This is a genomic window from Nocardia sp. NPDC055002 (genome assembly GCF_053608825.1).
Window position 1 is genome coordinate 815,255 of the sequence record NZ_JBSGWE010000003.1, and the last position, 18,620, is coordinate 833,874.

At 68.7% G+C, this 18,620-nt stretch carries 20 protein-coding genes; 6 read left to right on the top strand and 14 right to left on the bottom strand.

From position 1 onward, the window contains the following. Window positions 1-102: 102 nt before the first annotated feature. The 3 genes from ACWF99_RS15960 to dmpG are packed head-to-tail and all read left to right on the top strand — an operon-like array spanning window position 103 to window position 2,880. The gene (locus tag ACWF99_RS15960) at window positions 103-888 is read left to right on the top strand and encodes a 2-keto-4-pentenoate hydratase (protein ID WP_452536451.1); all 786 of its coding nucleotides are present in this window, start codon (window positions 103-105) and stop codon (window positions 886-888) included. Window positions 889-912: 24 nt separating this feature from the next. Continuing rightward, window positions 913-1,818, top strand: a complete 906-nt coding sequence (locus ACWF99_RS15965; RefSeq protein ID WP_378631609.1) for an acetaldehyde dehydrogenase (acetylating) — start codon at window positions 913-915, stop codon at window positions 1,816-1,818. Window positions 1,819-1,830: 12 nt separating this feature from the next. Beyond that, the gene (dmpG, locus tag ACWF99_RS15970; RefSeq protein WP_378631607.1) at window positions 1,831-2,880 is read left to right on the top strand and encodes a 4-hydroxy-2-oxovalerate aldolase; all 1,050 of its coding nucleotides are present in this window, start codon (window positions 1,831-1,833) and stop codon (window positions 2,878-2,880) included. 103 nt (window positions 2,881-2,983) lie between these two features. Here dmpG and ACWF99_RS15975 read toward each other — a convergent pair whose 3' ends face one another. Further along, window positions 2,984-3,745, bottom strand: a complete 762-nt coding sequence (locus ACWF99_RS15975) for an SDR family oxidoreductase (protein ID WP_452536454.1) — start codon at window positions 3,743-3,745, stop codon at window positions 2,984-2,986. A gap of 70 nt (window positions 3,746-3,815) precedes the next feature. Here ACWF99_RS15975 and ACWF99_RS15980 point away from each other — a divergent pair, with 70 nt between their 5' ends. Together ACWF99_RS15980 and ACWF99_RS15985 are read left to right on the top strand one after the other, a co-directional pair. Continuing rightward, window positions 3,816-4,163 carry a winged helix-turn-helix transcriptional regulator gene (locus ACWF99_RS15980; protein WP_452536456.1) on the top strand — a complete coding sequence of 116 codons (348 nt, stop codon included), beginning with the start codon at window positions 3,816-3,818 and terminating at the stop codon, window positions 4,161-4,163. Between the two features lie 69 nt (window positions 4,164-4,232). Continuing rightward, entirely contained in the window at window positions 4,233-5,063 is an 831-nt protein-coding gene (locus ACWF99_RS15985; RefSeq protein ID WP_452536629.1) for a GNAT family N-acetyltransferase, read from the top strand. 6 nt (window positions 5,064-5,069) lie between these two features. Here ACWF99_RS15985 and ACWF99_RS15990 read toward each other — a convergent pair whose 3' ends face one another. From ACWF99_RS15990 to zapE, 6 genes are all read right to left on the bottom strand, one after another. Beyond that, window positions 5,070-5,519 (bottom strand): hypothetical protein, encoded by a 450-nt coding sequence (locus ACWF99_RS15990; RefSeq protein ID WP_378631603.1) that lies wholly within the window; start codon window positions 5,517-5,519, stop codon window positions 5,070-5,072. Then, window positions 5,516-6,790, bottom strand: a complete 1,275-nt coding sequence (locus tag ACWF99_RS15995; RefSeq protein WP_358069548.1) for a DUF58 domain-containing protein — start codon at window positions 6,788-6,790, stop codon at window positions 5,516-5,518. The genes ACWF99_RS15990 and ACWF99_RS15995 overlap by 4 nt, the downstream gene beginning before the upstream one ends. After that, a complete protein-coding gene (locus tag ACWF99_RS16000) occupies window positions 6,787-7,749 on the bottom strand; it encodes an AAA family ATPase (RefSeq protein ID WP_056818940.1) in 963 nt (320 codons plus the stop codon). Before ACWF99_RS16000 ends, ACWF99_RS15995 begins: the two co-directional genes overlap by 4 nt. 17 nt (window positions 7,750-7,766) lie before the next feature. Continuing rightward, complete coding sequence (locus ACWF99_RS16005; RefSeq protein ID WP_101464691.1) at window positions 7,767-8,261, bottom strand: hypothetical protein; 495 nt, start codon at window positions 8,259-8,261, stop codon at window positions 7,767-7,769. A gap of 139 nt (window positions 8,262-8,400) precedes the next feature. Next, window positions 8,401-9,330, bottom strand: coding sequence for a DUF4129 domain-containing protein (locus ACWF99_RS16010; RefSeq protein ID WP_452536458.1), 930 nt, complete (start codon window positions 9,328-9,330; stop codon window positions 8,401-8,403). A gap of 138 nt (window positions 9,331-9,468) precedes the next feature. Further along, window positions 9,469-10,521, bottom strand: coding sequence for a cell division protein ZapE (gene zapE, locus ACWF99_RS16015; protein WP_452536460.1), 1,053 nt, complete (start codon window positions 10,519-10,521; stop codon window positions 9,469-9,471). Window positions 10,522-10,586: 65 nt separating this feature from the next. On the opposite strand from zapE, the gene ACWF99_RS16020 reads away from it, so the two are divergent. Then, window positions 10,587-11,225 carry a TetR/AcrR family transcriptional regulator gene (locus tag ACWF99_RS16020; RefSeq protein ID WP_452536462.1) on the top strand — a complete coding sequence of 213 codons (639 nt, stop codon included), beginning with the start codon at window positions 10,587-10,589 and terminating at the stop codon, window positions 11,223-11,225. Here ACWF99_RS16020 and ACWF99_RS16025 read toward each other — a convergent pair. The 7 genes from ACWF99_RS16025 to ACWF99_RS16055 are packed head-to-tail and all read right to left on the bottom strand — an operon-like array spanning window position 11,198 to window position 18,607. Then, a complete protein-coding gene (locus ACWF99_RS16025; RefSeq protein ID WP_452536464.1) occupies window positions 11,198-11,635 on the bottom strand; it encodes an NUDIX domain-containing protein in 438 nt (145 codons plus the stop codon). The genes ACWF99_RS16020 and ACWF99_RS16025 overlap by 28 nt on opposite strands. Before the next feature lie 18 nt (window positions 11,636-11,653). Continuing rightward, on the bottom strand, window positions 11,654-12,844 hold the full coding sequence (locus ACWF99_RS16030; protein ID WP_378631595.1) for a lipid-transfer protein: 1,191 nt from the start codon (window positions 12,842-12,844) through the stop codon (window positions 11,654-11,656). Continuing rightward, on the bottom strand, window positions 12,841-13,263 hold the full coding sequence (locus tag ACWF99_RS16035; RefSeq protein ID WP_452536467.1) for a MaoC family dehydratase: 423 nt from the start codon (window positions 13,261-13,263) through the stop codon (window positions 12,841-12,843). Before ACWF99_RS16035 ends, ACWF99_RS16030 begins: the two co-directional genes overlap by 4 nt. 20 nt (window positions 13,264-13,283) lie before the next feature. Beyond that, on the bottom strand, window positions 13,284-14,255 hold the full coding sequence (locus tag ACWF99_RS16040) for a bifunctional MaoC family dehydratase N-terminal/OB-fold nucleic acid binding domain-containing protein (protein WP_452536469.1): 972 nt from the start codon (window positions 14,253-14,255) through the stop codon (window positions 13,284-13,286). After that, window positions 14,252-15,415 (bottom strand): acyl-CoA dehydrogenase family protein, encoded by a 1,164-nt coding sequence (locus ACWF99_RS16045; RefSeq protein ID WP_378631592.1) that lies wholly within the window; start codon window positions 15,413-15,415, stop codon window positions 14,252-14,254. Before ACWF99_RS16045 ends, ACWF99_RS16040 begins: the two co-directional genes overlap by 4 nt. Then, window positions 15,400-16,479 (bottom strand): acyl-CoA dehydrogenase family protein, encoded by a 1,080-nt coding sequence (locus tag ACWF99_RS16050; RefSeq protein WP_378663340.1) that lies wholly within the window; start codon window positions 16,477-16,479, stop codon window positions 15,400-15,402. Before ACWF99_RS16050 ends, ACWF99_RS16045 begins: the two co-directional genes overlap by 16 nt. Before the next feature lie 4 nt (window positions 16,480-16,483). Continuing rightward, the gene (locus ACWF99_RS16055; protein ID WP_452536472.1) at window positions 16,484-18,607 is read right to left on the bottom strand and encodes an acyl-CoA dehydrogenase family protein; all 2,124 of its coding nucleotides are present in this window, start codon (window positions 18,605-18,607) and stop codon (window positions 16,484-16,486) included. Window positions 18,608-18,620 lie beyond the last annotated feature (13 nt).

Below are 18,620 nucleotides of genomic sequence, written 5' to 3' on the forward strand. Positions count from 1 at the left end.
ATGTAGCGTTGTATTGTCAGGTGAACGGCTGATGCTGGACTGGAAAACCGGTTACAGTTTTGACGTCTAGATCCTTCCGACCGTGCTGCCAAGGAGGTCCGCGTGCTGCCTGACGCGGTACGAACCCATCTCGCCGACGAACTGGCCCGCGCCGAAGACGAGCGCGTCGCCGTGCCGCCGCTCGTCGACCGGTTCCCCGATATCGATGTGGTCGACGCCTACGAGATCCAGCTGCTCAACATCCAGCGCAGGCTCCGGTCCGGCGCGAAGGTCGTCGGGCACAAGGTGGGGCTGTCGTCGAAGGCGATGCAGGAGATGATGGGCGTCGACGAGCCCGACTACGGTCACCTGCTCGCCGACATGGAGGTCTACGAGGACGTCCCCGTCGACACCTCGAAGTTCCTGCTGCCACGCGTGGAGGTCGAGGTCGGATTCGTGCTCGGCGCCGACCTGCCCGGCGAGGACTGCACCGAGGCCGACGTGCTGGCCGCGACCGTCGCCTACGCGCCCTCGATCGAACTCATCGACTCGCGCATCAACGACTGGAAGATCGGCCTGACCGACACCATCGCCGACAACGCCTCCTCGGCCGGGTGGGTGCTCGGCAAAGAACGCGTCGCACCCGGCGACATCGACATCAAGGCCATCGACGCCGTACTCACCCGCAACGGCGAGGTCATCGCCGAGGGCCGCAGCGACGCGGTGCTGGGCGATCCGGTGATCGCCGTCGCGTGGCTGGCGCGCAAGGTCGCGACCTTCGGGGTGCGGTTGAAGAAGGGCGACATCGTGCTGCCCGGTTCCTGCACCCGCGCCATCGACGCCCGCCCCGGTGACGACTTCCTCGCCGAGTTCACCGGACTCGGTTCCGTCCGTTTGCGTTTCAGCTGAACCAGACTTCCCAAGGAGTACACCGTGACCAGCAAAGTCACCGCCGCGATCGTGGGGTCCGGCAACATCAGCACCGATCTGCTCTACAAGCTGCTGCGCTCGGACAAGATCGAGCCGCGCTGGATGATCGGCATCGACCCGGATTCGGAGGGGCTGAAGCGGGCACGCGGGCTTGGTCTGGAAACCTCCGCCGAGGGCGCGGACTGGCTGCTCGCCCTCGACGAGAAGCCGGATCTGCTGTTCGAGGCCACCTCCGCCTACGTGCACCGCGCGTACGCGCCGAAATACGAGGCCGCGGGTATCCGCGCCGTCGACCTCACCCCGGCCGCCGTCGGCCCGGCCGTGATCCCCCCGGTGAACCTGGATTCGCTGCGGGACGCGGCGAACGTCAACATGATCACCTGCGGTGGCCAGGCCACGATTCCGATGGTCAACGCGGTCTCGCGGGTTGTCCCGGTGTCCTACGCCGAGATCGTGGCCTCGGTGTCCTCGGTGTCGGCCGGTCCGGGTACCCGCGCGAACATCGACGAGTTCACCAAGACCACCTCCCGGGGTGTGGAGACCATCGGTGGCGCCGAACGCGGTAAGGCCATCATCATCCTGAACCCGGCCGAGCCGCCGATGATCATGCGCGACACCATCTTCTGCGCCATCCCCGAGGACGCCGATCGCGACGCGATCTCCGAGTCGATCTTCCGGATGGAGAAGTCCATTCAGGAGTACGTGCCCGGCTACCGGCTGCTCAACGACCCGCAGTTCGACGACCCGTCGCTGGTATCCGGCGGCTTGGCGAAGGTGTCGATCTTCGTCGAGGTCGAGGGCGCAGGCGACTTCCTGCCGCCGTACGCGGGCAACCTCGACATCATGACGGCCGCGGCCACCAAGGTCGGCGATGTGCTGGCCGATCAAATTCTCTCAGCTCGGGTGTAAGGAGATTCGACCATGAACAACATCCTGCAGCCCTTCTCGGGCGAACTCGATGTGCGCGTCACCGATACTTCACTGCGTGACGGCTCGCACCACAAGCGCCACCAGTTCACCGTGACCGAGGTTCGCGACATCGTCGGCGCGCTCGACGCGTCCGGTGTCCCGGTCATCGAGGTCACCCACGGTGACGGCCTGGCCGGGTCCTCGTTCAACTACGGGTTCTCCAAGACCCCGGAGCAGGAACTGATCAAGGCCGCCGCGGAGACCGCCAAGCAGGCCAAGATCGCCTTCCTCATGCTGCCCGGCGTCGGCGTCAAGGAAGACATCAAGATCTCCCAGGACAACGGCGCGTCGATCTGCCGGATCGCCACCCACTGCACCGAAGCAGACGTCTCCATCCAGCACTTCGGCTACGCCCGTGATCTCGGCCTCGAAACCGTCGGCTTCCTCATGATGGCCCACTCCACCACGCCGGAGAAGCTGGCCGAGCAGGCCCGCATCATGGCCGACGCGGGCTGTCAGTGCGTCTACGTCGTCGATTCCGCGGGCGCGCTCGTCCTCGAGCAGGTCTCCGACCGCGTCTCGGCCCTGGTCGCCGAACTCGGCGACGACGCCCAGGTCGGCTTCCACGGCCACGAGAACCTCGGCCTGGCCGTGGCGAACTCGGTCTACGCCGTGCGCGCGGGCGCCACCCAGATCGACGGCTCGGCTCGCCGCTTCGGCGCGGGCGCGGGCAATCTGCCGGTCGAAGCCTTCATCGGCGTCTGCGACAAGCTCGGTATCAAGACCGGCGTCGACTTCTTCGCCGTCACCGACGCCGCCGAAGACGTGGTCCGCCCGGCCATGCCATCGGAATGCCTGCTCGACCGTCAGGCCCTGATGATGGGCTACGCGGGTGTCTACTCCAGCTTCCTGCGCCACGCCGAACGCCAAGCCGAACGCTACGGCGTCTCCGCCGCCGAAATGCTCGTCCGCGCGGGCAAGCGCAAGCTCGTCGGCGGCCAGGAAGACCAGCTCATCGATATCGCCCTGGAACTCCAGCGCGAAGCTTCGGTCACCGCCTGATAGTTCCCCACCCAGCACCGGGCCGGCAGACATCCTGCCGGCCCGGTGCTGTTTCTTTGTGCACAGCCTCTGGGTTCGACTCGATCCAATTGGATCGAGTCCGTCACCGCCGCGATGCAGCCTGGTAGTCGTGACCGCCGACGTAGAACGTGTGGCCGTCCACGACCGCGTCGGTGCCGGCCTGAACGATCACGCGCGCGAAGTCCTCGACCGTGGGCAACGGGCCTGCCGCGCGGCGGGACTCGACACTGCCCGGGTCGCGCCGTTCCAGCAGCCGGACGATGATCGTCCCGTCGATCATGTCGCCGGACACCACCGTGAAACCGACTCCGCGCTCACGGAATTCGGGGATCAACGCTCGCAGCGCATCCTCGCCGGCCCGCTTGCTCCGTGCGATCGGCGTGTAACCCTGTGGCACGTTGTCGTTTTCGTAGATGAAGTGCGCCTGATGGCTGGTGACGAACACGATCCGGCCGCCCTCGGGTATCAGCGGCAGCATCGCCGTCGCCAGGTTCACCTGCGCATCCCGGTTGAGTCGGAGCGCGTACCCGGCATCGGCGTCCCGCTCGAGTCCGCCGGACGCGTTGAGCACCAAGGTATCCAGCCGGCCGAACGTCCGGCCGACCTCCTCGACCATCGCCTCGACAGCCGCCGGATCGGAGACATCGGCGCCGAGCACCGAGGCGCTCCCACCCGCCGTCACGATTCCGTCCACGACATCCTGGGCCCGCTTGCGCTTCTCCCGGAAGTTCACGACGACATGTGCCCCGGCCGCGCCGAACTGCGCCGCCGCCTCCGCTCCGATCCCCCTCGAGGCCCCGGTGACCAGCACGATCCGCTGATCTTGCCGCACTGTCGAATCCATCGTCGATCTCCTCGTCCATCCCCGACCGGCCGTCGTGCTTCTGATTCAGAAGCAACTATCGTGCTTCTGAATGAGAAGCGCAACCGGCGACCAGCCCTCGCCAGCGATCCTGGCCGCGATCGACCTACTCGGCCAGCGCTGGATGCTGCGCGTGATCTGGGAACTGGAGCCCGGCCCCCTCGGCTTCCTCGACCTCCGCCGGCGGATGGGCAACTGCTCGTCGAGCATGCTCTCGGACCGGCTCCAGCAACTCCAGTCCGCGGCGCTGATCCGCAAGAACGGCCAGCGCGGCGCCTACGAGCTCACCACCGAGGGCGCCCTCCTCGCCGAATCCCTCCAGCCCCTGTGGGACTGGTCCGAGAACCGGACCCCCACCGGCGACGGCAACGGTCGAATCCCCTGGCGGCCCGACCGCTAGTCCGCCGACTCTCGAAAACTCGCTGGACAGGGGCGATATAACTGGCTGATGAGCGAGGATGCGGCGGCGTTGTTCTGCGATACCGGTATGGCCGGTCGGATCGAGCGGATGGAGACCGAGGCCATTGCCGGTGGAGTGCGCGCCGGACTACACCGGGCCACCCCGGCCGCGGGCGGGTTCACACAGGAGATCGCCGGTGGCGCAGCGTGTTTCGCCGGGCCGAACTCGCCGTTGAACAAGGTGGTCGGTGTCGGCTTGGCCGGGGTGCCCTCGACGGCGCAGTGGGAGGCGGTCGAACAGGCTTATGCCGAGGTCGGGGCGCCGGTCCAGGTCGAGCTGGCTCATCTCGCCGACCCCCGGATCGGCGCCGAACTGACCGCGCGCGGGTATCGGCTGACATCCTTCGAAAACGTGCTCGGCCTGCGTCTGCGCGGCCGTGCGTGGCCGGTTCCGCAGTCGGTCGAGGTACGCCGTGACGACAACGACTTGGATACCTGGCTCGATATCGTCGTCGACGGCTTCGCCCACCCCGACGACGACGGCCTACCCGCCACCGAGGACTTCCCTCGCGACATCCTCGCCACCGCCGTCCGAGATCTGGCTGCCACCAACAACACCCACCGCTATCTGGCCTACCGCGCGGGCAAACCCGCGGGCGGCGCCAGCCTTCGCACGAACGGCGGCATCGCCGCTCTCGCCGGGGCGGCGACGCTCCCCGAGCACCGTCGACAAGGCGTCCAGACAGCGCTGCTCTCCACCCGGCTCAACGCGGCGGCCGCGGCCGACTGCGACCTCGCGGTCGTCACCACCCAGCCCGGATCGAAATCCCAGCAGAACTCCCAGTCCCAAGGCTTCGCTCTGCTCTACACCCGAGCGGTGCTGGTCAAAGATCCCGCCTGATCCGTCCTACTCGATGCGGATCTCTTCGACGGTGGGGCCCTTGGCCGAGAGGCCGCTCACCAGCAGGGCATAGATCGCGACGATGAGGACGGGCGCGGCCAGTGGCGCCCAGATCAGCTGGACGGGTACCCAGGCCGCGGTGGCGGCGGCGATGGTGAACAGGACCGCGCCGCCCACCGAGGGGATGGTGGTGGGGACCACGCCCTCGGGGGCGTGCAGCACGGCAGCGTTCAGCAGGTAGGTGGTTGCGACAAGTCCTGTTGCGGCTGCGGCTATGACGCCGACGTCGGCGAAGGCGAGAGCGGCGATGGTGATCAGCACCGCGCCGACCGAGGCCGGACGCCACCACCAGCTCGCGATCACCAGCGCCAGCGCGGGCACCCCGGCGAGGGGATTGATCAGCGCGACCGCGGCGACCAGGAGCAGACCGGCCAGCAGGGCAAGAAATCTCGTCATCGGCGTACCCGTACTGCTCGGCGGTGTTCGGGGAGCAGGCGCATGGCCTGGTCCAGGCGGGTGCCTTCGGGCCAGGCGATGATGTCGACGCCGACGGTGCCCATGTCCCGATACATCGAGGCGCGCTCGAGCTGCCACATCTTGGCCATGGTCGGGTCGAGGCCGTCCTCGAAGGGTGTACCGCGCAGGACGTCGACCGCGACCACCACGTGGCCGCGTTTGCGCAGGTCGATCAGGGCCAGCGCGAACTGGGTGTCGAGCAGGGTGGAGAAGGCCACCACGATCGCGCCGATCGGCACGGCGGCGTGCGGTGCGAGAGTGCCGGTGGTCTCGACGTGTTCGTCGCCGACGCCCAGGACCGTGTCGACGATGCGATAGAACTGTCTGCGGCCGATGTCGGGGCGCAGCCAGCGCGGCGATTCACCGAGGCAGACCACGGCGGTGCGGTCGCCGGATTGCAGGGTCGACTGCACCACCTGGGCCGCGCCGCGCACCGAAAGTTCCAGCGAAGCGCTGGCGGGGCCGGGCGCCTGCAAGGACGTGTCGACCATGACCACCACATCGGCGGAGCGGTTGGTGAACCGCTGGGTGACGTAGAGCCTGCCGCGCCGCGCGCTCACCGGCCAGTTGACGGCGCGCAATTGATCGCCCGGCGTGTAGGCGCGGATGTCGGCGTATTCGACACCGGGGCCGTGCCGACGGGTCAGGTGGGTGCCGATGCGGTCGGGCAGTTCGGTGCGCGGCATGCGCATTCGCTGCGGATCGGCGATGGGGTACACGTAGAGCTTGGCCGCGGGCAGCTCGGTGGTCGCGACCGCGAGACCGGCCGGGCTCAGTGCGGACACCTTCACCTGCACCGGATACCGGCCCCAGCGGGTGGCCGAGAGCCCGAGCCGCATGCCCGCGGGCGCACCGCCGGAATCGTGGGCTTCCTCGACCTCGAGTTCCAGGCCGGGCATCGGCAGGGCGGTCATCCGCAGCAGCGCGTGCCCGCTCTCGACGAAAGCGACCGCGCTGCAACCGATCACCTCGTTCTCGAAACAGCGCACGGTGCCGCTGCCGTCGACCTGGACCCTGGTCGGCGCCTGCTGCCACGGCGCGGTGGCGAGCACGCCGAGCATCGGCGCCGCGAAGACGACCAGCTGCCACTGCCCCAGCAGCACCGCGACGACCAGTGCCGCTGCCGCGCAACCGGCCAGGATGAACACCAGCGGGGCGGGCCGCCACCGGAGGTCGACCTCGACCGTTCTGGATTCGTCGCGGTGCTTCATGTGCTCGTGGCGCGGGGCACCGGTAGCCGGCGGAGTAGCTCGGTGATGACGTCCTCGCCGCGGATACGACGCACCCACATTTCGGGGCGCAACGTGATGCGATGCGACATCGCCGCCACCGCGAGGGCTTTCACGTCTTCGGGAATCACGTAGTCGCGCCCGAGGAGCAACGCCCTCGCCCGCGACATCTGCACCAGGTCGAGTTCGGCGCGCGGGCTGGCGCCGACTTCCACCTGCGGGTGGCTGCGGGTGGCCGAGGCCAGCGCGACGACGTAGCTCACCACGTCGGGGTGCACGGTGACGAACTCGACCGACTGACGCATCTCCATCAGCCCCTGCGCGTCGACCACCTGGCCCACTTGCGGTGCGGTGGAACCGCGTTCGAGCCTGCGCCGGATCATCTGCGTCTCGTCGGCCTCGGAGAGGTAGCCGAGACGCAGCTGGATGGCGAAGCGGTCGAGCTGGGCCTCGGGCAGCGGGTAGGTGCCCTCGTACTCGATCGGGTTGTCGGTGGCCAGCACCACGAACGGCTGTGGGAGCAGGAAGGTTTCGCCGTCGATGCTCACCTGACCCTCGGCCATCGCCTCCAGCAGCGCGGCCTGGGTCTTGGGCGGAGTGCGGTTGATCTCGTCGGCGAGCAGCACATTGGTGAACACCGGACCGCGACGGAAGTTGAACCGGCCCGACGCCATGTCATAGATCGTCGAACCGAGCAGGTCGGCGGGCAGTAGATCGGGCGTGAACTGCACGCGGGTGAAGTCCAGGCCGAGCGCGGCCGCGAAAGAGCGCGCGATCAGGGTCTTTCCGAGGCCCGGCAGGTCCTCGATGAGTACGTGGCCTCCGGCCAGCACGGCAATCATGATGAGCTGCATCTCATCTCGCTTGCCGACCACGACACGGCCCAGCTCACGCAGTACGGCATCGGAGCGCTGGACGGTCACGTTCAACGGCATTGTCATCGGTGGCCTCTAACCCCTCACATCGTCTGCAAACGGCGCAGGATCTCGTCCAGCGCCTCTCTACCCGGTGCGCGACCGGTGTGATCGCGCAACGCGGAGTTCGCCGGATCCACCCAGCGCCACAGTTCGGGTCCGAACTGCAGCTGACCGGCGGCCTCGGTGGCCCGGCGATTCTTGGAAACCCTCAGCCCGGTGGACAGCTCGAATTCCTTGGCGAGCAGTGGCCGCAGGTGGCGGTCCCAGTCGGCGCGGGTGCCGTCGGCGCGAGCGGTGAGCATCTCGGCGCGCGCGTGCCAGCGACCGAGCATCTCCGCCGGACCGTTGTCGATGTACTCGGTGAGCGGTTCCTCGCGGATTACGCGGTGCCGCAACGACCAGACCAGCATCGCGAGCGCGGCGGCGACCGGTACGGCGACCGCGAGCAGCACCGAGTCACGATCAAGACGCACCAACGTCACTTCGATCACCGCGACCGCGAGCACGGCCGTCACAATCACCGAAGTCCGGTTCACGCTGAGCCCTCCTGGCATGCTCGGGCGACCTGCGTGGTGACGCGAGCTACCGACTCCGGTCCGCTCATGCGGTATCCATTCGGCATGCTCGGGCGCCCTGCGTGGTCACACTTCGCTACCGCCTCCGGGCGCTGACCGCTCATGCCGTCACCAGCCTGCGCTGCAGGTCCGTGAGGACGATGCGCAGCAGTTGTTCGGCGCGCATGCGCTGCCATTCGAGCATCGAGTGCGGGCTGAACCGCGCCTCCTCGAACAGCGCGACCAGCTCGCGGGCCGAGGCATCGTGCAGCACACCGCTTTCGAAGGCCCTGGCCAGCACCTCCATCGGGGTGTCCGAGGCCAGCGGGCGGGCGGCACGGTCGCTGGACAGACCGCGCTCCATCGCCACATAGCAGGCGATGATGGCGGTGCGCGGATCCTGGCCCGGGGCGTTCATCGCCGCGAGGCCCATTTCGGCGGCGCGCGTGAGGGAGTCGACTTCGCTGGCGGACGGTTCGTCCTCGACGGGCGCGACGGGGGCCGGTTCACGACGCGCGGCGACAGCCACGACGACCAGGCCGACCAGCGCGACCACGATCAGCACGATGGCCAGGATCGCCGCGATCACCAGGGCGGTGCCGGTGAGTTCGGTGGGTCCGGTGGTGGGATCCGCGGCATGGGTGTCGGTTGTGGGGACGGGGCCGGAGCCCTCGGTGAGCGTCTCGGCGGCCGGGCGCATCGGGCGGGCGCCGGGCAGCAGGAACAGTGCGGTGACCCCGCCTGCGAAGATCAGTGCCACCGCGGCGACGGCGACCGGGACCAGCAGCGCCATCCTGCGCCACTGGATGCGCGGCATGGCGTCGCGTTCGGCTTCCGGCATCGCCAGCGGCAGGCGATGCTGGCTGGCGATCACGCCCGCGACCAGGATGACGATCGAGACCAGCAGCAAGACCGGCATCACGGCGATGAGCAGCGGAGAAGGGGCTCCGGTCGAGGTCGCGCCGGAGCCGGGCAGCGTGCCCTGCAACGCGATCGTCGAAGCGACGACCAGTGCGATCACGACAATCGCCCGCGTAATGGGCTGATTCACCCCGATCACAGCTGTACCACCAAACCCCAGAGACTGCACAAAACAGCCACATAGTTACATGCCGAGTGGTCCGCTCGAGAGGAAATCGATGCTTTTGGACCCCTCCCCTCTTATTGTCCCCCCGCGATCAAGGGCTTGCTACGCAGTGCGAACGTCTGACACGCCAGTTAATGGCAACTCACCGAGACGGCTGGCGCTGCGAGCCAGATCGGGAATCGCGGGGACCCCGGCGGTCAGGTCGTACGGGCGCTCCGGGGCATGGACGGTGAACGGGAGATCGGCGTCGTAGAGGACATCGACGAGATTCACCAGCCGCATCGACCAGTCCGGCGGGACCGCGCGCAGTGGCGGGACCTCGCGCAGGGTCCAGTGGCGGTAGCGCTCGGTCAGGCGGAGGTAGTCGGCGGCGCTGGTGGGGGCGGCGCAGATGTCGTGGAAGTCGAGTGTGATGGCATCGGTGGCGGCGTGGGCGCGGATGGTCCGGCCGTTGCCGAGGGGCACGTCGACGAGGCCGACACCCTTCAGGGGTCCGGTACCCACCGTGAGCACATAGCGGCCCGCGAGGAAGCCGGTGTCGCGGTGGGGCGTGCGGGTGCGGTAGTCGAGTGGTCCATCGAGAGCGACCGTATCGAGGTGGGCGAGGATCAACTCGATGGTGGGCAGGAACGCGTCATGGAACAGCGGGTTGGGCAGGAGCTCCTGGGGCCGGTAGTTCGAGGTGACCACGAGGGTGCGGTGGCCGGCGAAGAGGGCTTCGAGCATGCGGGCGACGAGCATGGCATCGCCGATATCGGTGACGTGGAATTCGTCGAAGCAGACCAGGTCGGCGTCGCCGAGGAGTTCGTCGATGGCACGTTCGATCGAACCCAGGGTGTGCGTGGCGGTATGGAGGGCGGCGAAGAAGCTGTGGAAGTGGAAGCGGCGCTTGAGCCGTGTCTCGACCGCGCCGAAGAACCGGTCCATCACCATGGTCTTGCCGCGGCCCGGTCGGCCGTGCAGGTAGATGCCGCCGCGACCGGCCCGCCGACCGCCGCTGTCAGCGAGGCGCGGGAGCGGGATGCCGAACGGGCCGGTGCGTCGAGCGGGGTGCCCACGGTGTGCGGGGTGCCCGTCGACCGGGTCGAGCAGTGATTCGAGCGCGTGCAGGGCCGCTTGCTGTGCGGGGTCGAGCACCACGGTGTCGGGTTTCATGCGAGCCTCCTCGTTCCTCTACAGTTGTAGAGGATGGCCGTCGCCGACGGCCAGGAGAGGTGACGATGTCCACAGACCGGCGGGCACAGATCGTGGCGGGCGCCATCGAACTCATCGCGACCCGGGGAATCCGCGCGCTCACCCACCGCGCGCTGGACAACCAGCTGGCCCTGCCGGCGGGTTCGACCTCGTACTACTTCCGCACCCGACGAGCCCTGATCGAGGCGGTGGCCGACGGGATCACCACTCGCTCACGCGCGGATTTCGTTGCCGCGCAGTACGAATCAACGCCCCACCCGGAAGATCTGACGCAGGTCGCGCGCGAAGAATCAGCAAGTCCGCCGATGGATCCCGTGCAGGTCGCGCACGACATCGCGACCTGGCTCGATCAGCTGCTCCTCCATCGCCGCAACGCGCTGATCGCCCGGCACGCCCTGATCATCGAGGTCCTGTCCGACCCAGAACTGCACGCTCGCCTGGCAGGCAGCCTGTTCTCGCTGGACCGCGCGACAGACTTGTTCATCGCCCTCGGTGCCGCCGAACCACGCGAGTGGGCCCACGACTTCCTCGCCCTGCTGGAAGGACTCGTCTTCGATCGGTTCGCGGGACTGCGCGCGGGATCAGCGGGCACCGTCGACCAGCTCGCCCGGCCACTGGCCGATTTCCTGAGGAGCGGTCAGTCCCGCCAGCCGAATTCGGAATAGGTGGCGGTCGAATTCAGCGCGGCTAATCCGAGCGCGGAATACTCGATCAGGTCGGCGGGCAACTCGGTCAGCGGAAACCATTGCAATGCATAGCATTTATCGGGTTCCCGATTGAAAGGCTCACCGCGCCAAACCTCGACGCGGAAGAACAGACCGAGGCGGGAGTCGCGCCCGGGGGCGGTGACGTGGGCGACGTGGAACAGCCGTAGGGCGATGGGATCGATGTCGACCCCGACCTCCTCCGCGGCTTCACGGACCGCTGCCGCCGCCACCGACTCGCCGGCTTCGACCTTTCCCGACGGCAGGTGCCAGCGGTGATCGAACTCGTCGCCGCTGCGGCGCAGGCTCAGCAGAACCTCGTCACCGCGGAACAGCAGGACGTGCACGTCGACCAGGTGGCGGGGAGTCACCCGGTCGAGCGTACGAGGCTACGACGTCAGGACGAGTCCGGAGGTGGGAACGCCGGTGCCCGCGGTGACCAGGATGCGTTCCAGGGCCTCGACCTGGTTGACCGAGGTGCCGCGGATCTGGCGAACCGCTTCGGCGATGCCGTTCATGCCGTGGATATAGGCCTCACCGAGCTGGCCGCCATGGGTGTTGAGCGGAAGGCGGCCGCCGAGCTCGATGGCGCCGTCGGCGATGAAGTTCCTGGCTTCGCCACGGGGGCAGAAGCCCAGTTCCTCGAGCTGCATGAGGACGAACGGGGTGAAGTGGTCGTAGAGGATCGCGGCCTGCATGTCGGCGGCGGTCAGGCCGCTCTGCGCCCACAGCTGGTCGCCGACGAGACCCATTTCCGGCAGGCCGGTCATGGCGTCGCGGTAGTAGCTGGTCATCACGTACTGGTCGGCGCCGCTGCCCTGAGCGGCGGCCGCGATGATCGCGGGGCGCTGCGGGAGGTCGCGGGCGCGTTCGACGCTGGTGACCACGATGGCGACCCCGCCGTCGGATTCCTGGCAGCAGTCGAGCAGGTGCAGCGGTTCGGCGATCCAGCGCGAATCCTGGTGCTGTTCCAGGGTGATCGGCTTGCCGTAGAAGAAGGCGTTGGGGTTCACCGCGGCGTGCTTGCGGTCGGCGACCGCCACCGCCCCGAAATCGGCACTGGTCGCGCCGGTGACGTGCATGTACCGGCGGGCGACCATCGCGACCTGCGCGGCGGGCGTGCCGAGCCCCTGCGGATAGGCCCAGCCCGCGTCGATCCCCGACGACGTGGGCGCGGCGGCCAGCGCGGGCGAGAACTGACCGAACCGGGCGCCGGATCGTTCGTTGAACGCGCGATAGGCCACCACGACATCGGCCACCCCGGTGGCCACGGCCATCGCGGCCTGCTGCACGGTCGCGCAGGCCGCGCCGCCGCCGTATCCGATGTGGCTGAAGAACTTCAGGCTCGGAATGCCGACCGCCCTGGCCACCGCGGCCTGGGTGTTGGTGTCCATGGTGAACGTGGTGAGGCCGTCGACATCGGCGGGCGTGAGACCCGCGTCGGCCAGCGCCGCGCTGACAGCCTCCGCGGCCAACCGCAATTCGCTGCGACCGGAGTCCTTGGAGAAGTCGGTGGCACCGATGCCGACGATGGCGGCGTGACCGGAAAGGCCGGCGGATTCGGCGGAGGTGGTGCTCATTTCGGCTCCAGATCGGGAAGGGCGATGACGGCCGTGGCGGTGATGTGCTCGCCGAGGCTGTCTTTACCGTGCACGTCGATGGTGACCTGGGTGCCGTCGATCTCGGTGACCGTGCCGGAAAGGGTCAGGGTGTCACCGGCGTACAGCGGCACGCCGAGACGAAGAGCGATGCGCTTGACCAGCGCACGCGGACCGGCCCAGTCGGTGACGAAGCGCTGCACCAGACCGGTGTCGGTGAGGATGTTGACGAAGATGTCGCTCGACCCGCGCTCGACCGCCTTGTCGCGGTCGTGGTGCACATCCTGGAAGTCCCTGGTGGCCAGGGCGGTGCTGATCACGAAGGTGGGATCGGCGTGAATCGCCAACTCCGGCAGCACAGTTCCCACTGCGATGGTGGCGAGTTCGACCGTGGGGGTCATCGAGGCGTCCTTTGCGGTCATCACACGGCCTGCCAGTACGGCAGCACGGTTCCGTCGGCGAGCTTTTCGAAGGCGACGCGGACGGGCACGTCGATGGCGACGTCCGCCGGGTCGATGCCCCGCAGTTCGCCGAGCACGCGCACGCCTTCGTCGAGTTCCACCAGGGCTACGACGAAGGGCAGGTCGCGACCGGGCACCTTCGGCGCATGGTGCACCACGAAGCTGAACACCGTGCCGGTGCCCGCCGCCACGACGTAGTCGGTGGGCTCCGCCTTGTCCTGCCAGAGGGCCGGAATCGGCGGGTGCCGCAACGAACCGTCGGGCAGCCGCTGGATCCGCAGCTCGCCGATTTCGGTACCGGCCCAGAAGAATTCGGTGTCGCGCGAGATCACCGGGCCGACCCGCCCCTCGGGCGCTGTCTCGATACCGTCCGCCGCGGGCTGCGCGGCGGCCGTGCCGGGTGCGAACTTCAGCAGCCGGAACAGCATTTCGGTGACCACCTCGTCGCCGACCGTCCAGGTGGTGGCGTAGGTGAGGAACCAGCCGTCGCCCAGCCCGGTTCGCTTGGGGCCCTTGACTTCGGCCAGCTTGCTGGTGACCTGCACCTGTTCGCCGGGCCGCAGGTAACGGTGGTAGGTCTGCTCGCAGTTGGTGGCGACGACCGAGGTGTAGCCCGCCGCGTCGAACAGCTCGTTGGCGAGATTCATCGGGTCGTCGGCGGCACGGACACCGTGCAGACCCTGCATGGTCCACACCTGAGCCATCGCGGGCGGCGCGACGACGCCGGGATGCCCCGCTGCCCTGGCGGCTTCGTCGTCGACGTAGATCGGGTTGGCGTCGCCGAGTGCCTCGACCCAGTTGTGGATCATCGGCTGGTTCACCGGATCACGACCGGCGCGCGGCGCCGACTCCCCCGCCGCGACGATCTTCGCCGCGCCCTCTGCGAGTTCTTCTGCGGTGAGGGATTCCGGCACGCGCCGCTCCTTGTTCATCGGGGTACGCGCGGCAGTTCGAGGCCGGCCGAGGCCACCAGTTCGCGCATGATCTCGTTCACGCCGCCGCCGAAGGTGACGACGAGGTTCTGCTTGGTACGCCGATCCAGCCAGCCGAGCAATTCGGCGGTGCCGGGCTCGGCCGGGTCGCCGTAGCGGCCGATGATCTCCTCGACCACCCGGCCCGCTTCCTGCAGCGACTCGGTGGAGAAGATCTTGGTGGCCGAGGCGTCAGCGATCACCGCGTTCTGCGCCGCCGAGGTGTCGGCCGCCGCGACCTGCCAGTTCAGCAATTCGTTGAGCCGCACCATGGTCCGCACCCGGCCGAGCGCGCGCCGAACCTCGGGCTCGCCGAGCAAGCCGTGCTGGGCAGACCAGTCGCGCAGGCGGTCGTAGAGCTGTTCGATCTTGCCCGACGGGCCGAGGCTGACCCGCTCGTGGTTGAGCTGGGTGGTGATCAGCCGCCAGCCGCGGTTCTCCTCGCCGACCAGCATGTCCGCGGGCACCCGCACATCGTCGAAGTAGGTGGCGTTGGTGTGGTGGGCGCCGTCGCAGGTGATGATCGGAGTCCAGGAGTAGCCGGGGTCCTTGGTATCGACGATGAGGATCGTGATGCCGCGGTGGCGGGACTCGACCGTGCCGGTGCGGCACGCCGTCCAGACGTAGTCGGCCTCGTGGGCGCCGGTGGTGAAGATCTTCTGCCCGTTGACGATCCAGTCACCGTCGTCGTCGCGTACCGCGGTGGTGCGCAGCGCGGCGAGGTCGGTGCCCGCCGACGGTTCGGAGTAGCCGATGGCGAAATGGATGTCACCGGACAGGATTCCGGGCAGGAATTTCTTCTTCTGCGCGTCGGTGCCGTACTTCTGCAGGGTCGGCCCCACGGTCAGCAAGGTGACCAGCGGCAGCGGGACATCGGCGCGGACGGCCTCGTTGAAGAAGATCTGCTGTTCCATCGGGCCGAACCCCTGGCCGCCGAACTCCTTGGGCCAGCCGACACCGAGCCAGCCGTCGCGGCCCATCCGGCGCACCACCTCGCGGTAGGTGTCGCCGTGCCGGTCCACCGCCATCGCCGCGGCCTCGGCCGGGCTGATGAGATCGGCGAAATAGGAACGCAATTCTTCGCGCAACCGCCGCTGTTCGGCGGTCAGATCGATGAACATCTTGCTCCCAGAAGGTCGAGCCGCAGACCCGCACCGCCGAGGAGCCGGGCGAGGTCTTTGGCCTGCGAGTAGTAGCGGTGCATCGGGTGGGTGATATCCACACCCAGTCCACCGTGCAGGTGGTGACATTTCTGCATGGCGCGCGGAACTTCGGCCGCGGCCCAGTAGGCGAGCACGTCGAGGTCCTCGTCGATGCGGTACTGGTGCTGGGGCGAGAGGTCCGGCTGCGCCAGCGCCCAGCACGCCGACTCCGCGGCCACGTGCAGCGTGCGCGAGACCACGTACAGGTCCGCGATCTGCTGAGCCACGGCCTGGAATTCGGCCAGCGGCCTGCCGAACTGTTCCCTGGTGCGCACGTGCTCGGCGGTGAGCGTGAGCGCGCCCTTCAACAGGCCGTCGGCGACCGCGCCGATACAGGCCAGCGCGTGGCGATGCAGGACGGGCAGCGCGTCGGGCAGCAGCTGGTCGGCCGGGATCTCGACGTCGTCGAGGACCAGCGTCGCCTCCGGGATGCCCGCCGAGCCCGCCACCGGGATGATCTCGAGCCCCGGCGCGACCGAATCGACCAGTGCCACACCGGCATCGGTGGGCACCAGAATCCACCGTGCCTGCTCGGCGTAGATCACGCCGGACTTGCGCCCGGTGATCCGCACCGTGTCGCCCGCGCGCACGGCCTCGGTGGTGGGCGCGGTGGTGAACGGCGCGCCCGGTTCGTTGAGCGCGGCGGTGAGCACGGTGCCCTTGCCGACCTCGGCGAGCACCCGTTCGGCCAGTTCGTCCGACAGCACACCGAGCAGCGGCAGCACACCGAACCCGAAGGTCGGCAGCGCCGGGACCGCCGCGGCATCGGTGGCCAGCTCCATGAGCAGGGCCGATACCTCGAGCAGTCCCATACCGTCGCCGCCGAACCGTTCCGGCACCGGCACGGCCAGCAGACCGGAGTCGACCAGGCTCGGCCACAGGGCCATGTCCCTGGCCGGCTCACGTTCGAGCAGGCTTACCACTACCTCGGCTACGGCGTCGGCGCTTTCGTCGCGGGTGAAATCCACGGCGTCCTCCCTCATCGAGCTAACTGTCCGCATCGCGCGGCAGGCCGAGAATTCGTTCGGCGGCCACGGTCAACAGGATCTGCTCGGTACCGCCCGCAATCGAGAGACACCGCGTAAGCAGGAATTCTTTCAGAGCATCACTGTCCAGGGAACCTTCTTGGCCGACAAGTTCCAGCGCGTATTCCGCCAGCTCCTGCCGATGCCGGACACCGACCAGTTTGCGGACACCGGCTTGGGCGCCCGCGTCGACGCCCGCCATCGTCGCCACCGCGATCCGCTGTTCCAGCAATGATCCAGCAACCGAGGACGTGATCAGCGCGCCGAAACGGTCCTCACGCAGTTCTGTTCCCCATCCACCGACCGGAAAACGGTCGAGCAGGGCTTCGAGCGCGCCACCGATACCGCCGCCGCCCATCGCGACCCGCTCCGCCGACAGCGTGGTGCGCGCGATCTTCCAGCCGTTGTTCAGTGCGCCGACCAGGCAATCGTCGGGCACGAACACGTCATCGAGGAAGACCTCGCTGAACTTCTCCTCGCCGGTGATCTGCACCAGCGGCCGCACCTGCACGCCCGCGGCGCGCATATCGACGAGGAAGTAGCTGATGCCGCGATGCTTGGCCGCGGCCGGATCGGTACGGGCCAGGCAGATGCCCCAGTTCGCGGTGGAGCCGAGCGAGGTCCACACCTTCTGGCCGCGCAGCACCCAGCCGCCGTCGACCTTCTCGGCGGTGGTGCGCAGAGCGGCGAGATCGGAACCCGCGCCCGGCTCGCTGAACAGCTGACACCAGATGACCTCGCCGTGCAGGGTCGGCCAGACGTAGCGTTCGATCTGCTCCTCGGTGCCGAAGCGCAACAGCGTCGGCACAGCCCAGCCCGCGACGGCGAGGTCGGGGGTCGTCAGCTCGGCGCGACGGAGCTGTTCGGCGATCTGCAGGCAGGTCATCGGATCGGCGGCACGGCCGTAGGGCCGCGGCCAGTGCGGCATCACCATGCCCGCTTCCACCAGCGCGCGCGCCTGGTCGGCGGGCTCGAGGGCGGCGATCGCGGCGACCTCGTCCGCCAGCGCGGTGTCGACAGCGGCGTCACCGAGCACCCGTTCGGCGCCGGTGGTGCGGCGCCGGCCTGCCCTGGTGAGCTCGGCGACACGGGCGCGCCAGCGCGCCGAACCACCGAGGAGCTGGCGCAGCGAGCTCGCCCGGCGCAGGTAGAAGTGCGCGTCGTGTTCCCAGGTGAAGCCGATGCCGCCGAGCACCTGGATGGCGTCCTTGGCGTTGTCGACGGCGGCGTCGAGGGCCACCGAGGCGGCCACAGCCGCGGCGATCGGAAGCTCGTCGCCGCCCTCGTCGATCGCGGCGGCGGCGTCGGCGGCGACCGCGCGGATCAGCTCGGTGCGGCACAGCATCCAGGCGCACAGGTGCTTGATCGCCTGGAAGCTGCCGATCGGCTTGCCGAATTGTTCACGGACACGGGCATATTCGACCGCGGTACGCAGGGTCCAGCCGGCGATGCCGGCCAGCTCCGCTACCGCGAGCGCTACGAAGAGATCGGTGACATCGGCCGTCGGCGCGAAGCCGTGATCGGCCGGTACGGCCACCTCGGCGGCGCTGACCCGCGCCAGCGGCACGGTGTGGTCGCCGTGTGCCAGCGACGTCACCGTCACCGCTTCGGCGGGCAGCAGCAGCCAACGGGTGCCGTCGATGGTGTTGGCGGGCACGAGAACTCGGGTCAGCTCATCGGCGCCGTAGACGAAATCCCAAGTGCCGGAGACAGTCCAGCCCGTATCGGTGGCGACCGCCTTCGCGGGCTGCTCGTCGCCGGGCACCGCGACCGCGCACGGCGTGCCGTCGGCGAACACGCCGTCGGTGATCAGCCCGGCCAGCGCGGTGGCCAGCACCGGACCGCCGACCAGGTCGTCGCCGGTCTGCTCGAGCATCACCGCGAGGTCGGCCACGGTGCCACCGAGACCGCCATTGTCCTCGGGCAGCGCGACCTCGAACAGCCCGAACTCACTCAGCCCGGTCCAGTACCCGCGCCAGGCGGTCGAGCCGCCGGCCCGCATTGTTTCAATCGGCGCGACCGTGCTCGCCCAGCCTCGCAGCGATGCCGCGACGGCTTTGTGCTCGTCAGTGGTGGCGATGGTCACAAGAAGATCCGCC

Excerpts from the sequence above, each read along its gene's own strand:
- ACWF99_RS16045 (WP_378631592.1), bottom strand. The coding sequence starts at position 15,415 with ATGTTCATCGATCTGACCGCCGAACAGCGGCGGTTGCGCGAAGAATTG.
- ACWF99_RS16030 (WP_378631595.1), bottom strand. The coding sequence starts at position 12,844 with ATGAGCACCACCTCCGCCGAATCCGCCGGCCTTTCCGGTCACGCCGCC.
- ACWF99_RS16050 (WP_378663340.1), bottom strand. The coding sequence starts at position 16,479 with ATGAGGGAGGACGCCGTGGATTTCACCCGCGACGAAAGCGCCGACGCC.
- ACWF99_RS15990 (WP_378631603.1), bottom strand. The coding sequence starts at position 5,519 with ATGACGAGATTTCTTGCCCTGCTGGCCGGTCTGCTCCTGGTCGCCGCG.
- ACWF99_RS15975 (WP_452536454.1), bottom strand. The coding sequence starts at position 3,745 with ATGGATTCGACAGTGCGGCAAGATCAGCGGATCGTGCTGGTCACCGGG.
- ACWF99_RS15980 (WP_452536456.1), top strand. The coding sequence starts at position 3,816 with ATGAGAAGCGCAACCGGCGACCAGCCCTCGCCAGCGATCCTGGCCGCG.
- ACWF99_RS16035 (WP_452536467.1), bottom strand. The coding sequence starts at position 13,263 with ATGACCCCCACGGTCGAACTCGCCACCATCGCAGTGGGAACTGTGCTG.
- ACWF99_RS16020 (WP_452536462.1), top strand. The coding sequence starts at position 10,587 with ATGTCCACAGACCGGCGGGCACAGATCGTGGCGGGCGCCATCGAACTC.
- ACWF99_RS16040 (WP_452536469.1), bottom strand. The coding sequence starts at position 14,255 with ATGAACAAGGAGCGGCGCGTGCCGGAATCCCTCACCGCAGAAGAACTC.
- dmpG (WP_378631607.1), top strand. The coding sequence starts at position 1,831 with ATGAACAACATCCTGCAGCCCTTCTCGGGCGAACTCGATGTGCGCGTC.
- ACWF99_RS16000 (WP_056818940.1), bottom strand. The coding sequence starts at position 7,749 with ATGACAATGCCGTTGAACGTGACCGTCCAGCGCTCCGATGCCGTACTG.
- zapE (WP_452536460.1), bottom strand. The coding sequence starts at position 10,521 with ATGAAACCCGACACCGTGGTGCTCGACCCCGCACAGCAAGCGGCCCTG.
- ACWF99_RS15995 (WP_358069548.1), bottom strand. The coding sequence starts at position 6,790 with ATGAAGCACCGCGACGAATCCAGAACGGTCGAGGTCGACCTCCGGTGG.